Raw genomic sequence first — 13747 nt, forward strand, 5'->3', positions numbered from 1 at the left:
ACTGTAAACAAAAAGGAGATACACAAATGAAACAATGTACTAGTTGTATGAAATTTATTTATGTTTTATTCGTTATACATTTAAGTATAACAACAGTTTGCGCCCAAACACCAAACAATACACCTCAATATGTTTTAAATTCTATTGCGAGTGTAGAAAACAAAGATATAGAGGAAGATCTTTCAGATTCAGAAAGTTTTGAAACAACTATTATTGTACAGGCCGCATCGGATGGCAATTGGAAAAAAGTAAAAGAACTTCTTGATGCTGGATATTCTGTCCATGAAACGGATTTTGAAGGGATGACTCTCCTTCATTATGCAGCTTTAAATAGTGATGACAATACAATTATCATGCTCATTAAAGCAGGAGCAGATATCAATGCAAAAGTTTTAGGTACACAGCGTGCTTATGATTTTGCATTGAATAATGCAAAAATTAGTTCAAGAGTCCGTGCACTGTTAAAATAAAATACATCAAATAACTCTTTTCCATAAATCGCCTTGTACCTCATTTAGTATTGGGCGATTTATGTTTTTGTTGTGCTCAAACATTGCTAATGGTGAAAAAGAAGCAACCGTGCTGTTCGCTTATAGTCTATCTTTCCCTCCACGCAATGCGCGCGTAAATACAATTATCGGACATCAGCTCAGACGAAGCGCAAACATCCTTCGGGGCTTTCCGACTCTTTACACCCACCCTCCCGTTTCGCTGCATTAACAGTATATTTTATTGATTTATTTCATTTTTCATGAAAACTTGAAAAGTATATAAATTGGCCACTGCCCAGCCTGATTTCTCCATGCTACACAAGATTCAATCCCTTTTGAATCTGTTTTAGCCATTAGTGATGGGAAGTTATGTTGGAGCTACTGACCAAGAAAGAACAAGAAGTCGTCAATCTGTTGATGAAAGGTACAACACCAAAAAAAAATTGCACGTGACATGCGTACATCACGCAAACTCATCCATCTGCATCTTTCTCGCATCCGCAAAAAGTTTTCCGTGCATACCACTATAGAAATCATGCGTTGCACCGGGGAGACGCTGGCCTATCCCAAGCACCCCATAAAACTTACGTCTCGTGGAGCGGAAGTCTTTCACCTGTCTCTCAGTGGGGTAAACACCACAAGAATCACCCGCTGCCTGAAAATCACCCGAAGCGGCGTCCGACGCCACAGAGAAAAAATGCTCATGGCAAACGGGTGTAATTCCATGCTGGAATTGGTCGCAAAGTATTACGGGACATACGCTGAGTAATATTCTCAAGGAGCTTTCATGGAAACTGACGGACGTACCATCATCCTTTCTACTCCTGAAGAATTGCTTCCTCTTATTATAGAAGCCGTACGGCTTGCCAGCAATAAAAATGTGCAGAGTACTTCTGAAGGCCCAGTAAAAAAACTACTTGCGCCTAAAGATGTGGAAAAAGAGTTTGGTATCCACCAAAAAACTCTCGCATACTGGCGACAGGAAAGCGTTGGCCCGGCATATACGAGCTTTGGCAGGCGTGTCTTCTATGAACGCGCCGTACTGGAAGAGTATATTGCCTCTGGGCGTATCCAAACTTCGGAATCAAAATGATGGATTTCTCAGGCCGCCAGCATATCCCCTATAATCGAGAGCTTTTCGTTTTCCTGCCCTGGGAAAAGGTGAGCGTATCCCATCGTCATGGTGATGTTCTTATGACGCATGAGCTTTTGCAGCTCCATAAGCGTGACCTTGCCGGACTGAGCCAGCCAGGATGCGAAGGTATGTCTCATGGTATGCAGGGTGACGGCGTACAGACTATCACCGTCCTTCGGGGCCAGATTGAGCTTTCTGACGGCGGTCTGGAAGCAGGCGGGAGTCTTGGTAAACGCTGTTTTCTTGCGGGGCTGCTGGAAGATGGGTTCCGCAGGTTTGCGTTTGTACGCCTGGATCATCCTGACCATGTCCTCCGGCACTCGGACGAAAACCCGCTTGCCTCCTTTCTGAATGATATAAAGGCCACAGGCGTTGGCATCCACATCCTGTCCGCGCAGCTTGAAAATTTCTGTGGGCCGGAGGCCGGTTCGCAGGGAAAGCAGAGCCATGTCATGCAACTGCGGATGCCGCTTTTCAAGGTCGTCCAAAAGGGCCTTGGCCTCTTCCCGTGTCAGAAAGCGCAATCTTTCATTGTTGGCTTTGACCATTTTCCATGTACCACCTTTGGTGGACAGCGGGTTGACTCCGCTCCATGTGCCGGTGGCGATGGCACGGTTTATGGCGGAACGCATGAAGCTGAAGATATTGTTCACGGTCTGCCCGGCCAGAGTTTTCCGCGTCTTCCCTGTAGTGTTGGACTTTCCAGTACCTTTTTTGTATTTTGTATTCCCGGTCGGTGTTTTCAGGAGCTGTGCCTTGAGGTTGGAAAGAAGATTCGGAGTCAGCTCGACAACCGGCAGAGCGTGAATTTTGGCCTTGAGATGGGCGTTGTACTGACTGTAATGCTGGTCAACGTATTTCCCCTCGCTTCTGCCCCACGCAAGGTAAGCATCAACGATCTCCCCGATGGTGATTTTATCACGTTCAATGGGATTGACGCCGGCAGCCTCAAATTCGGCAAGGAACTTTGCCCGCTCCTTTCTGGCCGTAGCCGGGCGGATGCCCTTGCTGTGCCTGCCGACGGTTTTCCAGTGTCCCTTACCCTCGTGGTCTGCGTACCAGAAGCAGTAGATTTTGTCGTACTCTCCGGTGCGCGGATCGCGCTTGGCGGACTGGCGGAAGAAGACGCCCTCGAACTTGGTCTTTATGTATTTTCTTTCAGTTTCACTACTCATATGAGCAGGTTAGAGGATACGATGAAAGAAGGCAAGATGCTTATCCAAAACTTATCCAAAATAGATTTTCAGGATAAAAATATTGACGATAATATATTGAATTTAATAATTATTTATTTCTTACTATTGTCAATATGTGACCGAGAGAGAGAGAGAGAGAGAGAGAGAGAGAGAGAGAGAGAGAGAGAGAGAGAAACAGAGCTTTTTTCAGTTTTCCTGTTGGCAGGCTCTGCGGCTGAGGCATTTTATTGGTTATTCCTTTGGAACTTGCATCAGCCATTTCCTATGGCACAGCCTCAGTGTAAAATGGCATCCCATCAAGCGTTGGGGCAGGGCCTTCTTTTTAAAGGGTATTTAGGCAAGCTGCGGGGATACCTTACAGCAGTCTGCCTTTTCCACTCCATTTTTGCGTTTTCTTTGATTCCCAAAAGGGAGCCAAATGGGAACAAAGAAAATCCATTCATATTTAATCGTGCGGAAAGGCCATGAAAAGACGCCTTTTCCAGTCCCTGCACCTGCCCATTTTGTTCACCGTATTGCTGCGGCAGGCTGTTGGCCCGTACACCGATGCCCACAAGATCAAAAAAAGGCGGTATCATAGAAAATGATAGATGCTTTTTTCTTTGAAGTTCCAAAAGAATAACCAGAAAAATACTTTAGTTATGGATTCCGCTGATGGGAACAGTGGAGAAAAGGGCCGTCTTTTTACCGTGCTGTGGAGATGAAACAATCACATACTATAACAGAGCCAAAGAAAAGCGTATCCCGTTCCACTGCGCCGTACAAGCGTTTCCTTTGGCGGCAAAGCCGCCAAAGGAAACGCGCCGCCGGGTCAAGGGGGCAGCGCCCCTCGGCAGGGCCTAGGGCAGGCACCCCGGCATGATCCGGGCAGCGCCCCGGAGTAAGCAGGATTACTTGGACTCCCCGCTTTCGCGCTGGGAAGCGTAAAGGAACTTGTCGTCTATGTTCAGCACAGGAAGGAACTGCCCGGCCAGCGCGTACAGCCGGTAGGCCCCGACGATCTCGTTCCCGCGTGCCGTGGCTTCCTCCGTGGCGGAGTTGAAGAGCTCGTTCTCGGCGTCCAGCACATCAAGCAGGCTGCGCTGCCCAAGGTTGAACTGCGCCAGATAGGCATCCCGCGTCTGCGTATTGTAAACGACCGCTTCCTGATAATACTTCCGCTGATCGATGGCGGCCATGTAACGCGTCCACGTGTCCGCGATTTCAAGATTCAAATCATCAAAGAAGTTATAGGCGGTCTGACGCGCCTGACGGACGCGCGACTCGGCGGCTTCCGTCTCGGCCTTATCCGCGCCGCTGTTGAACAGGTTCCAGCGCATGGTCGCCATGACGTCGAAACTCGACGTCCAGTTGCTCCCCCTGCCGCCGCGATCCGAATAGTTCGGCCCAACCTCAAGGTTGATCTTCGGATGGTAGGCCGACTGTGCGAGCTCCTTCTCGCCGCGTGCCGCCCGGATGTCCGCAAGGTACGCCTTCAGCTTGGGGTTCCCCACCTCAGCCGCCTTCATCACCTCGTCGGGGCCGGCAAACATCCCTTCGGGGACATACACTTCCGCAAGCGACGTGGGCACGGGCTTCCCGGTCAGCCGGATATAGGAGGCTTCGGCTTCGCGCAGTGAAGCCTCGGCGTCCGTCAGGGTGGACATGGCGCGGGCAAGGCGGCCTTCCGTCTGGGTCAGGTCAGCCGTCGTGGATGCCCCAAGGCTCAGGCGATCCCGCTGCGAAGCGAGGATCTCCTTATGCCGCGCCACATTCTCCTGTGCGAGGCGCAGGATTTCGCGCCGCCTCAGGTAGTCCACATGGGCAATGAGCCCGTCCAGGCCGAACGAGGTGGCATTGTCGAACACACGGTATTCCATCGACTCAACGGTGGCTTCCCCGGTGCGGACACGGCTGCGGGTGGCGAAGCCGTCCCACAGGGGCTGGGTCAGGGTAAGGCCCACGCCGCTCGCCGCGTACATCCCCTTATCCGAACCGTACGAGCGTGTGGTATCGTCGCTCAGGCGGCTGGCCCCGTAGCGGCCGGTCGCGTCCACGCTCGGCCCCCATCCGGCTTTCGCCCGGCGCAGTTCATAGCGGGTCACATCCAGATTTTCCTGAATAACCTTGAGCCCACGGTGGTGGGCGATGGTCTCGGCCACGGTTTCCCGGACGGAGACGGCGCCTTCCTGTACGGGCGCGGAAGCCGCGGCTGCGTTGGAGGCGGGAGCGGCCGGGGCGTTCGCCGTTCCGCCAAGGCACAGCACCGCCGTCATAAGAATCATCACAAAGGTTTTACCGTACATATGTTGTTCCTCCAGAGGGCAGTTTACCCTCCTGCGTGGCGTTCACCCACGCGCTCGCTCGGGACATCCCCCAAGCGTTTTCCTAAAAAGCCGCGCCGCGCACAGGCGGATCGGCGTTTCCCTCGACAGGCGCCCTCCCCTTTCAAAAAAGGAAGGGCTTATTGCGCCACCCTCCCATCCGCTTTCGGCAGGTCGGCGGCGACCCTGTTCCTGCCCGCTTCCTTGGCGTTATAGAGAAATGCGTCGGACACCTGCACCGCCCGCCGTATTTCCGCACGGCATTTCCGCGTTCCGGCGCAATCGGCAGCGACGGTTCCCGTCACCCCGAGGCTGATCGTCACCCGGATCTCCTCCCCTCCTGCGAGGATCGGCTTTCCCGCGATGCTCTTGCGCAGCCGTTCCGCAACCAATACCGCCCGGATCACATCCGTATCATGCAGCATGACGAGGAATTCATCCCCGCCATACCGGCAGCAGATATCCTCACCCCTGAGGCAGCCCAGAAAGCGCCGCGCCACCGCGCGCAGCACCTCATCCCCCGCCTCATGGCCGTGCAGGTCATTGACCTTCTTGAAATGATCGATATCCGCCATGATGAAGGAAACGCTTTGCCGCCTGAGGCTTGCGCGGGCAAAGCCCTTTTCCGCCAAAACCCAAAAGCCGCGCCGATTCGGGAGGCCCGTCAGCATGTCGGTCAGGGACAAGCTCCTGTATTTGTCGATGAGCCTTCTGTTTTCCTGCAGCGTATTGCCGATGAGCTCGAAGTACGTCCCGATGGCCCCCAAGCGGGGAAGTTCCGGCGTGTCGCCCTCCGCGAGCTCCTTGATACCCCACTCGACCGCCTTGAGCCTGTCCATGATGTCCTTCAAATACATGGCCATGCAGCCGCAGTTTTTGAAATGGACATCCAGCCCGCCGTGCGCGATGGATTGCGCGGCCCGGCGCAGTTCGTAAATCTGGAGGCAGAGCTCCCGGATTTCCTTATCCTGTTCGGGTATTTCGTCGACAATGCGGGCTGTGCATCCGCTGTCGTTCACGATCCGCGAAATGATCCCAAGGAGCTTAGGCAGAGGCAGGCTTGAGCGCATCTTTCCCCTCTGCGGGTTGTACCTGCCGTGCGCGCCAGTGGGCATAACGCTCCATCAGGAAAGCGATATGCCTTGGCAGCAGGGTGTTTTTATTGTGTTTCCCCAAAACGGCCTTCCGTGCGTTCCGGCGTATGGGGCTCAGCCCGGCCCGTTTTTCGAGCAGCAGGGTTATGAGCATGGCCCAGTTCATCCTGCGCCCGGAGGGGTACAGGAAACCGTTCAGGCCGTCGCTGAGGACTTCGCGGACGGCCCCGGTGTCGGGCGCGAGCACAACGCACCCGCAGCTCATGGCCTCCAAGAGTTCGGAGGGCAGCATAAAGGAAATGTCTTTACAGAGATGCAGCGACGAGACGCGCAGCAGGTCGCGGTAGGCGTTTTGGGGGAGGAAGTCCAGCAGGTGGATCCGCCCCCTCATGCCGGGGGGAAACGCCGCCATGCCCTCCCGGAGGCTGTCGAGGCGGACTTCCCTGCCCGTGCTGATAAGGGCCACATGGCAGTCAGGGCGCGCCGAGAGCAGGGACGGCAGCCTGCACCAGAAGCCGCCCTCCCGCAGCCGGGCGGCATCCCGCACGGAAAGGGTCACGATCTCCTGCCGTTCCTCTTCCACAACAGCACAAAAAAGGAACGCATCATGTTCCAGCCATGCACAGGAACCGGGACTGTGTTCTTTCTGCACAAAAAATTCACACATGGCTTGTGGATTCTCTTAAACAGTATTTTCCAAAAAGGGACACGCTTTCTACATCAATGCCGTGTCCCCTTTCTGTAATTATGAAGCCTTCCAAGGGGAGATGGACTAGGGAGAGCTGCCCGCCGTATCCCTGAGCCCTATGCAAAAAACAAAACGCCCCGTGCCGAGACATGATTTCGGTACGGGGCATCCTTATGGCGATCACCGTAAGGCAAGTGGCTCAGAAAAATCAGAGAGAGAGAGAGAGAGAGAGAGAGAGAGAGAGAGAGAGAGAGAGAGAGAGAGAGAGAGCATAAAAAATCCTGCTATATCAATTTGTTACTTATATTTAAAAAAAGACGCAACACGCCTTTCTACATACAAGTTCCAATACCAGCAGGAACAATGCAGCCAAATACCAGTATGGCTGACAGGCGTCAGCTACGCATTTTCTTCACATTAAGTCAAGAGGAAAGTTTAGATGAGATATTAACTTTTGACACAATTCCTTATAACCATACTAAATTAAATATTAAAAACTTTGTTTTACATCTCTATCTATCTCCCTACCCCACAATTATTGCCAATACTCTCCAATAAGACTCGCTAGTATCTTATACCTTTTAAAAACGGTTCAAGTCCGTCCAGAAAAATTTTTTGAATCTTTCAAAGAAATGGGTAGATAGAGGGGTACCAAAGACAAAATATGAAAATTTTATATTTTTATTTCATGTAGTTACTAACATTAAAAAGTTCGCATATAAGGCCACGAAAAATCAGGGACAAAGCACCTACGCGGACGGACTGACCAAGGTGGTTATCGGTGCGTTGGCGCTCGGTCTGGGAGAACTCCTCGGTTCCGGTTCTGCTACTCTTTTCGGCTCTGACCAGACTTCCGGCATGGGCGAATTGGGCCTGTAAGCGTGAGGCGATGAGGCATGAATATTTTCAAAAAACAAAAAGACGCCCCGGAGTCTCAGGAACAGGCTCAAAGCGTGAGGGAAGCTCATGCCTCGTCGCCCGCCCCAGATGCCGCCACCGTCATTGGGGGACTGAACTGGTACAGGGCGCAGTTCCGCCGGGCCATGAAACTGGCTCTCGCTCTGACCGTGGCCTTGTGCGCCAGTCTGGGCTTTGCCACCATCCTGCTCCTGAACCAACCGAAGCCGCAATACTTCGCGGCCACGCCGGACTTGCGGCTTGCGCCTATGGTGCCGCTCGACCAGCCGCTGCTTACCCAGAGCGGGCTGCTGACGTGGGTGTCGGACACCATTACCGGGGCCATGTCGCTCAACTTCCTTGAGTGGCGGGAAAAACTGGAAAGCATCAGACCTCACTTCGATGACGCGGCCTACAAGTCCTTTCTGGCTTCCCTGCAAAGTTCCGGCATTCTGGACATGATTCGGGACAAACGGCTTTCCGCTTCCGCCGTGGCCACACGTGCGCCGGTCATCATCGCTTCCGGTCTGGTCGGCGGCAAGGCCACATGGAAAGTCGAGTTCCCCCTGATTGTCTCCTACGAGTCCAGCCAAGGCGTGGAAAACACGCAAAAACTCCTTGCCACAGTCCTTGTTTGCCGCGCGTCCACGGCAAAGACGCCGCGCGGCGTGGTCATTCAGCAAGTCGTACTCAAGAGGGATGCGTAATGCTTGATATACTTGTCAACGGCGTGGATCGCGGCATCCGCGCTCTCTCGGAAGCATTCGCCGGGCCGGTTCACAGCTATTGCAGGCTTGAAACCGTGGATAACGGCGTACTCGTGGCCGATGACGGAAGCCTCGTCAGCCTTCTTCATCTGGAAGGTTCGCTGAAGCATGTAGGGGTGGATGAATACACGGCCATCGTCTCCGGCCTGACGGAAAAGCTCCAGGCCACGCTCTCCAAGCCGGGCCATGCGCTTCAGGTAGTCTTTGAATATGACCCGGAAAGCAGCGGGGAACGCATTGCCGAACTGCTCCAGCCGTCCCGTCTGACGGCGCACAACCTCGGCCTGCATATCGGCCCGCTGCTGGAGGATTGGGGCCATGCGCTGCAACGCTACTGCGCCCTTGAAAAATGCTGGATTGTACTGTGGACACGGCCTGCCGTGTTGCCCGACACCCTGCGGAAAACGGCTCTGAAGGAGCGCGACGCGGCCATGTCCAAAGTACCGACGCTCGCGGGCTGCCAGCAGATTGCCCGTGCCGTCGCCGCCCTGCATGACGCGCATAACGGTTTTCTGACAGGTGTACTGGACGCCTTCCGGCAGGCGGATTTGCTGGCCTGGCCGCGCGATGGTGTCGCGGAACGCAATCCGAATAGGCGAGCGCATCTATGGGCCGCTGATTATGACGCTCATGCCGCAGACGCCCAAACCCTTCCAGGACTTCTTCCGGGTGCTGGCTCGGCGGGACGAGCGGTTGCCGTATCGAATGTCTTTTCTGCTGGAAGACGGCGGCCTGAACATGGGTCTCAAGCCGTTGCTGGCAGCGATTCTGGCCTTCACCAATGCGGACAACAAGCGGCTCAACAATGTGTGGAAACCTTGCGGGCGCTGGATTTGGAAGGCGTGTGCTACGTGAAATTCCGTATCTGCCTCTGCACCTGGGCCTGTATGCGGGAAAGTGAACAGGACGCCCATCTTCTGCTCAGGCGTCGTGTCGCGGAACTCTCCAAAGCCGTACAAGGTTGGGGCACTACGGATGTTTCCGAAGCTCTGGGCGACCCGCTGCTCGGCGTTACCGCGACACTGCCCGGCATGATGCCGACCAGTCCGGCCCCGGTCACAGCCGCGCCGCTTCAGGAGGCCATCGGCATGTGGCCGTTACGCTCGGCTTCACCCTGGAAAGAAGGAAGCCTTCTGTTCCGCACTCAGGACGGCAAAATCATGCCGTTCGCGCCCAATTCCTCCGAACAGGCCGCGTGGATTGATTTGGGAGTAGCTCCGATGGGAGGCGGTAAATCGGTCTTCCTCAACGCCTTCAATTTTGCCTTTGTCACACAGGCCGGACTGTCCCGCCTGCCGTGGCTGTCCATCGTGGACGTGGGGCCGTCTTCCTCCGGCCTTATCACGCTCCTGAAAGAAAACCTGCCCGAAGGGAAAAAACACCTTGCCGCCTATCACCGGCTCAGGATGACGCCGGACTATGCCGTCAATCCCTTTGACACGCCGTTGGGGTGCCGCAAGCCCCTGCCCTCGCACAAGGCGTTTCTGGTCAACCTGCTATCGCTGCTGGCCACGCCGCTGGATGTCACGGCTCCGGCGGACGGCGTGCCGGGTCTGATAGGCCGGGCTATCGACTTGGCCTATGAGGAACTTTCTGATGGCAATCATCCCCGGCTCTATCAACCCAATGTGTTGCCGGAACTGCATGACCTCATTGTCCATGAAGGCATCAGCCGCGACGCTTCCACCTCCTGGTGGGAAGTGGTCGATGGGCTTTTTGAGCGGGGGTATGTGCATGAGGCATTGCAGGCGCAGAGATACGCCGTGCCGCTGCTGGCCGATGTGGGGGCGCAGATTCGGCAGAACAAGGGCATCCAGAACACCTATGAGGAACACACCATCAACAATGTCTGGCGCTCATTACTGGACGCCATTGAAGCGTATGTCATTCTGAAGGAACCTACCCGGTTCGATTTGGGCGACGCGCAGATCGTCAGTCTCGACTTGGACGAAGTGGCTCCGCGCGGAGGAGCCACGGCGGACAGACAGTCGGCGGTCATGTATATGCTGGCGCGGCATGTTCTCGGCTCTCGGTTCTTTCTCATGCCCGCCGATGTGCAGCTTATGCCCGAATACTATCAGAACTACCATGCCGGACGCATTGAGGCCATCCGGGAAGACCCCAAAAGATTATGCTACGAAAACTCCCATCGCAAAATTTTCACGTCTATTTTATTTTTATTATCCTGAAAAAATTGAATATATTTTTGACATGGACTTTCATGGATTTTTTAGGACATGTGGACACCCCGGATTATTCGGGGTAACAATCGGGGTAAATTATTCTTGAAACGGAGGATTACCCCATATGCCCCTGACCGACACCACCCTACGAAATGCGAAGCCGGGAGAAAAACAAATCAAGTTATTTGACGGACATGGACTATTTCTGCTGATTGCTCCCAGCGGAACGAAAGCATGGCGGCTCAAATACAGCTTTCAGGGAAAGGAAAAGCTGATTTCTCTGGGACTGTACCCGACCGTATCCCTTAAGGAAGCGCGGGAACGCGCCGCGACAGCCCGAAAGGACATTGCCAACGGCATTGACCCTTCCGAAAAGCGGAAACTTGAAAAAGCGGCCTGTCAAAACAGCTTTGAGGCCGTTGCCCTTGAATGGTACGAGCAGAACAAAGACAAATGGAGTGCAAACTATGCCACAAGCATTATACATCGAATGGAGCGCAACCTTTTCCCACAGATTGGCTCAAAGCCCGTCCATCTTGTATCCGCCCCCGAACTTCTGGCCCTTTTACGAAAAATTGAGGCAAGGGGAGCCAAAGACATACCCCATATCGTGCGCTCCATCTGCTCAAGTGTGTTCCGCTACGCCATTGCCACAGGACGGGCGGAACGCGATCCGGCGGCTGACCTCAAGGGGGCACTGGCCCCGCGCGTCAGAAGGAACCTTCCCTCGCAGACAACGCCCGAAGCCGTGGGGCATCTGATGATTGCCATCGACAACTATCCCGGCACCTTTGTTGTCAGGAGCGCCCTCCAGCTTATGGCTCTGACCTTTTGCCGGACAGGAGAACTGAGAAACGCCGAGTGGCGGGAAATCGACTTTGAGGACGGACTGTGGCGAATCCCCGCCGAACGGATGAAGATGTCGCGCGATCATCTTATCCCTCTCAGCAGGCAGTCCGTCGCCATCTTGAGGAAATTGCAGGCGTATTCAGGCAAGGATGTTTATGTCTTCCCCAACTACAAGACGGAAAAAAGGAGCATGAGCAAAAGCGCTCTGCTTGGAGCAATCCGCAGGCTTGGCTTTGAAAATGATGAGATGTGTCCGCATGGATTCAGGTCTATGGCTTCCACTATGCTCAACGAACTTGGATATAATGGAGACTGGATAGAGAGACAGCTTGCCCATGTTCCGCGCAATATCATTCGTGGAATATACAACAGGGCGGAATACCTGCCCGAACGCCGAAAGATGATGCAAGAGTGGGCCGACTTTTTAGACGAATTACGAAGAAAAACCAGAGAACAACAGTCGCTTGACTGTCCATAAGGAGTAACCATGTTCCCGGAAAACAGCAATGAACATTTTCTGCGTCTGCCGCAGGTTTTAACAATTATCCCCATCAGCAAAAGCGCGTGGTGGCAGGGTTGCAAAGACGGACGTTACCCCAAGCCCATAAAACTGGGGCCGCGCACAACCGTCTGGCGGTCAGCGGACATTTTTGCCCTTGTCAGGCGTCTTTCCGGCCAAAACGGAGCAGAGCATACAACCGAAGCACATAACTAAAATACCCCGTCCAATCCTTTTCCGCAAGGCGGCGCGACCAGGGCTTGACCCCTGTCCGCGCCGCTTTCCTTTTGCCCCACGCCATGCCCGAATTTTCAGATTGCCCTTTCCGTGCGTTACTGCGCGGCGGGGGTGTGTCTTTTCACTCCTCACGGCATGAAATTAATCTGGGTGGAGACGCATACCCAAAGCGGGGACACAGTGCCTACATGGCAATCCGTATGAAAAAATGCCCTGCCGGAAAGCGCCGGGAGTTTTTCTTTACAGGATGGTAGCTGTCTGACAACAGCTACTCTCCTGCCAAAGGCTGCGCCTCTGGACTCCGACAAGTGTTCGGCGCTTCGCTTCTCACACTTCAAAAAGGCAACGGGACAGACAATGCCAAGGAAACATCAGGTAAGAGAGACAAGCGGAAACTTCGAGTTTTTTTACGAGTGATGGGCATCTCGCCAGGCATCCGCATTTCGGGAAGCAGTAACGAAATCCCAGACACGCCCGGCCCGCAAACGGAAAACATCGACATTGACGCCATTATTCCCCATAAAGAAGAACTTCAAAATTTCCTTTTGGAAATTGAGATAAGAAAAACTGTATATGTAATATTATAACTCATCGAAATTTTTTATTTTTTGCAATTTAAAAAAGTGACTGTCATTAATATAACGTATCAATGGTGTTGATTCTGGTATCATTTTGTGTAAAGTGGAATTCACCGACATCGGTAATTTTTTTAAAAAATCAAAATCAATTTCTATATCATGTCGTTTGGTATTTTCTGATAATACATTAACTCGTGTTATCTGAAGCAAAGAGGGAGAAAATTCTTGCGGCAATGATTTTCTTGATCGATATACACCAATAGCGTATAAAGTTTTAGGTATATCTTTTTGGATAATTTGTATTTTGTCCGTGCCTTCATAATATGAGTCAAAAGTCGCGGTGCCACTTTTTTCCCATATTTTTTGATAATTTGAATCTAATGTTATCATAATTATCATGTATGCATCCCTCTAAAATGGTCTATCTCTTTGATTTAGTAAATTATTTTTATATTAACATTTTAAATATTCCTTCAAAGTCATCATATGAGTTAAAGTAAAATGAATCCATAAATGGAAAATTTATTTTATAGTCCCCATCATTAGCCTTTCGCCATATTCCTCGCTGGATTTTATTGAATATGATATTATCAGGGTAAAACCACCCTCCCTGCTCATTATTCAATAAAACTATACCAAAATGTATACTGTTTTCCTCTAAAGCATAAATTAGCGTGTCAAGAATATTACCATTTGCTCCATAAAATTTTTTATCTGTTCTACTTACTTTAATTATTAATATAATACCATCTTTAATAAATAAACTTCCATTATATCCTTTTAATTTTTTCGGAATTGCGTGTGTTATATTTATAAATTCCATAACTTCA

At 52.3% G+C, this 13747-nt stretch carries 18 protein-coding genes; 12 read left to right on the forward strand and 6 right to left on the reverse strand.

What is annotated here, in order from left to right; genetic code table 11:
* From ACZM8Y_RS16015 to ACZM8Y_RS16025, 3 genes are all read left to right on the forward strand, one after another.
* Window positions 1–470: ankyrin repeat domain-containing protein (locus tag ACZM8Y_RS16015; RefSeq protein WP_489501887.1), on the forward strand; the 470-nt coding region annotated here is incomplete at its 5' end.
* A 475-nt stretch (window positions 471–945) separates the two neighbouring features.
* Window positions 946–1260, forward strand: coding sequence for a hypothetical protein (locus ACZM8Y_RS16020; RefSeq protein ID WP_489501888.1), 315 nt, complete (start codon window positions 946–948; stop codon window positions 1258–1260).
* 18 nt (window positions 1261–1278) lie between these two features.
* On the forward strand, window positions 1279–1584 hold the full coding sequence (locus ACZM8Y_RS16025; protein WP_482333868.1) for a hypothetical protein: 306 nt from the start codon (window positions 1279–1281) through the stop codon (window positions 1582–1584).
* A gap of 8 nt (window positions 1585–1592) precedes the next feature.
* On the opposite strand, the gene ACZM8Y_RS16030 is transcribed toward ACZM8Y_RS16025, so the two are convergent.
* Window positions 1593–2801, reverse strand: a complete 1209-nt coding sequence (locus tag ACZM8Y_RS16030) for a tyrosine-type recombinase/integrase (RefSeq protein ID WP_482333866.1) — start codon at window positions 2799–2801, stop codon at window positions 1593–1595.
* A gap of 21 nt (window positions 2802–2822) precedes the next feature.
* Here ACZM8Y_RS16030 and ACZM8Y_RS16035 point away from each other — a divergent pair, with 21 nt between their 5' ends.
* Both ACZM8Y_RS16035 and ACZM8Y_RS16040 read left to right on the forward strand, forming a co-directional pair.
* Window positions 2823–3290, forward strand: coding sequence for a hypothetical protein (locus ACZM8Y_RS16035; RefSeq protein ID WP_489501889.1), 468 nt, complete (start codon window positions 2823–2825; stop codon window positions 3288–3290).
* Window positions 3287–3409 carry a hypothetical protein gene (locus tag ACZM8Y_RS16040; RefSeq protein ID WP_479859782.1) on the forward strand — a complete coding sequence of 41 codons (123 nt, stop codon included), beginning with the start codon at window positions 3287–3289 and terminating at the stop codon, window positions 3407–3409. Before ACZM8Y_RS16035 ends, ACZM8Y_RS16040 begins: the two co-directional genes overlap by 4 nt.
* Before the next feature lie 303 nt (window positions 3410–3712).
* Here ACZM8Y_RS16040 and ACZM8Y_RS16045 read toward each other — a convergent pair whose 3' ends face one another.
* The 3 genes from ACZM8Y_RS16045 to ACZM8Y_RS16055 all read right to left on the reverse strand — a co-directional run bounded on the left by ACZM8Y_RS16045 (window position 3713) and on the right by ACZM8Y_RS16055 (window position 6886).
* The gene (locus tag ACZM8Y_RS16045; RefSeq protein ID WP_489501890.1) at window positions 3713–5107 is read right to left on the reverse strand and encodes a TolC family outer membrane protein; all 1395 of its coding nucleotides are present in this window, start codon (window positions 5105–5107) and stop codon (window positions 3713–3715) included.
* Window positions 5108–5265: 158 nt separating this feature from the next.
* Entirely contained in the window at window positions 5266–6240 is a 975-nt protein-coding gene (locus ACZM8Y_RS16050; protein ID WP_479859780.1) for a GGDEF domain-containing protein, read from the reverse strand.
* Window positions 6170–6886: a glycosyltransferase gene (locus ACZM8Y_RS16055; protein ID WP_479859779.1), complete on the reverse strand. Its 717-nt coding sequence runs from the start codon at window positions 6884–6886 to the stop codon at window positions 6170–6172. Before ACZM8Y_RS16055 ends, ACZM8Y_RS16050 begins: the two co-directional genes overlap by 71 nt.
* Before the next feature lie 170 nt (window positions 6887–7056).
* Here ACZM8Y_RS16055 and ACZM8Y_RS16060 point away from each other — a divergent pair, with 170 nt between their 5' ends.
* The 7 genes from ACZM8Y_RS16060 to ACZM8Y_RS16090 all read left to right on the forward strand — a co-directional run bounded on the left by ACZM8Y_RS16060 (window position 7057) and on the right by ACZM8Y_RS16090 (window position 12926).
* A complete protein-coding gene (locus ACZM8Y_RS16060) occupies window positions 7057–7182 on the forward strand; it encodes a hypothetical protein (protein ID WP_489501891.1) in 126 nt (41 codons plus the stop codon).
* Window positions 7183–7522: 340 nt separating this feature from the next.
* The gene (locus tag ACZM8Y_RS16065; protein WP_302553914.1) at window positions 7523–7786 is read left to right on the forward strand and encodes a hypothetical protein; all 264 of its coding nucleotides are present in this window, start codon (window positions 7523–7525) and stop codon (window positions 7784–7786) included.
* Between the two features lie 17 nt (window positions 7787–7803).
* On the forward strand, window positions 7804–8511 hold the full coding sequence (locus ACZM8Y_RS16070) for a DotI/IcmL/TraM family protein (RefSeq protein ID WP_302553915.1): 708 nt from the start codon (window positions 7804–7806) through the stop codon (window positions 8509–8511).
* Window positions 8511–10760 carry a hypothetical protein gene (locus ACZM8Y_RS16075; RefSeq protein ID WP_482333862.1) on the forward strand — a complete coding sequence of 750 codons (2250 nt, stop codon included), beginning with the start codon at window positions 8511–8513 and terminating at the stop codon, window positions 10758–10760. Before ACZM8Y_RS16070 ends, ACZM8Y_RS16075 begins: the two co-directional genes overlap by 1 nt.
* 118 nt (window positions 10761–10878) lie before the next feature.
* Window positions 10879–12081, forward strand: a complete 1203-nt coding sequence (locus ACZM8Y_RS16080; protein WP_279060915.1) for a tyrosine-type recombinase/integrase — start codon at window positions 10879–10881, stop codon at window positions 12079–12081.
* Between the two features lie 9 nt (window positions 12082–12090).
* Window positions 12091–12318 carry a helix-turn-helix transcriptional regulator gene (locus ACZM8Y_RS16085; RefSeq protein WP_279060913.1) on the forward strand — a complete coding sequence of 76 codons (228 nt, stop codon included), beginning with the start codon at window positions 12091–12093 and terminating at the stop codon, window positions 12316–12318.
* Between the two features lie 329 nt (window positions 12319–12647).
* Window positions 12648–12926: a hypothetical protein gene (locus tag ACZM8Y_RS16090; protein ID WP_279060911.1), complete on the forward strand. Its 279-nt coding sequence runs from the start codon at window positions 12648–12650 to the stop codon at window positions 12924–12926.
* Here ACZM8Y_RS16090 and ACZM8Y_RS16095 read toward each other — a convergent pair.
* Complete coding sequence (locus ACZM8Y_RS16095) at window positions 12921–13316, reverse strand: hypothetical protein (RefSeq protein WP_483986451.1); 396 nt, start codon at window positions 13314–13316, stop codon at window positions 12921–12923. The two genes, ACZM8Y_RS16090 and ACZM8Y_RS16095, sit on opposite strands and share 6 nt — an antisense overlap.
* Window positions 13317–13365: 49 nt before the next feature.
* Window positions 13366–13747: hypothetical protein (locus ACZM8Y_RS16100; protein WP_489501892.1), on the reverse strand; the 382-nt coding region annotated here is incomplete at its 5' end.

It is taken from the genome of Bilophila sp. (assembly GCF_057864385.1).

Bases quoted from the DNA above. Each gene is read 5' to 3' on its own strand.
- ACZM8Y_RS16020 (WP_489501888.1), top strand. From the start codon at position 946: ATGCGTACATCACGCAAACTCATCCATCTGCATCTTTCTCGCATCCGC.
- ACZM8Y_RS16025 (WP_482333868.1), top strand. From the start codon at position 1,279: ATGGAAACTGACGGACGTACCATCATCCTTTCTACTCCTGAAGAATTG.
- ACZM8Y_RS16030 (WP_482333866.1), bottom strand. From the start codon at position 2,801: ATGAGTAGTGAAACTGAAAGAAAATACATAAAGACCAAGTTCGAGGGC.
- ACZM8Y_RS16035 (WP_489501889.1), top strand. From the start codon at position 2,823: ATGAAAGAAGGCAAGATGCTTATCCAAAACTTATCCAAAATAGATTTT.
- ACZM8Y_RS16040 (WP_479859782.1), top strand. From the start codon at position 3,287: ATGAAAAGACGCCTTTTCCAGTCCCTGCACCTGCCCATTTTGTTCACC.
- ACZM8Y_RS16045 (WP_489501890.1), bottom strand. From the start codon at position 5,107: ATGTACGGTAAAACCTTTGTGATGATTCTTATGACGGCGGTGCTGTGC.
- ACZM8Y_RS16050 (WP_479859780.1), bottom strand. From the start codon at position 6,240: ATGCCCACTGGCGCGCACGGCAGGTACAACCCGCAGAGGGGAAAGATG.
- ACZM8Y_RS16055 (WP_479859779.1), bottom strand. From the start codon at position 6,886: ATGTGTGAATTTTTTGTGCAGAAAGAACACAGTCCCGGTTCCTGTGCA.
- ACZM8Y_RS16060 (WP_489501891.1), top strand. From the start codon at position 7,057: ATGATTTCGGTACGGGGCATCCTTATGGCGATCACCGTAAGGCAAGTG.
- ACZM8Y_RS16070 (WP_302553915.1), top strand. From the start codon at position 7,804: ATGAATATTTTCAAAAAACAAAAAGACGCCCCGGAGTCTCAGGAACAG.
- ACZM8Y_RS16075 (WP_482333862.1), top strand. From the start codon at position 8,511: ATGCTTGATATACTTGTCAACGGCGTGGATCGCGGCATCCGCGCTCTC.
- ACZM8Y_RS16080 (WP_279060915.1), top strand. From the start codon at position 10,879: ATGCCCCTGACCGACACCACCCTACGAAATGCGAAGCCGGGAGAAAAA.
- ACZM8Y_RS16085 (WP_279060913.1), top strand. From the start codon at position 12,091: ATGTTCCCGGAAAACAGCAATGAACATTTTCTGCGTCTGCCGCAGGTT.
- ACZM8Y_RS16095 (WP_483986451.1), bottom strand. From the start codon at position 13,316: ATGATAATTATGATAACATTAGATTCAAATTATCAAAAAATATGGGAA.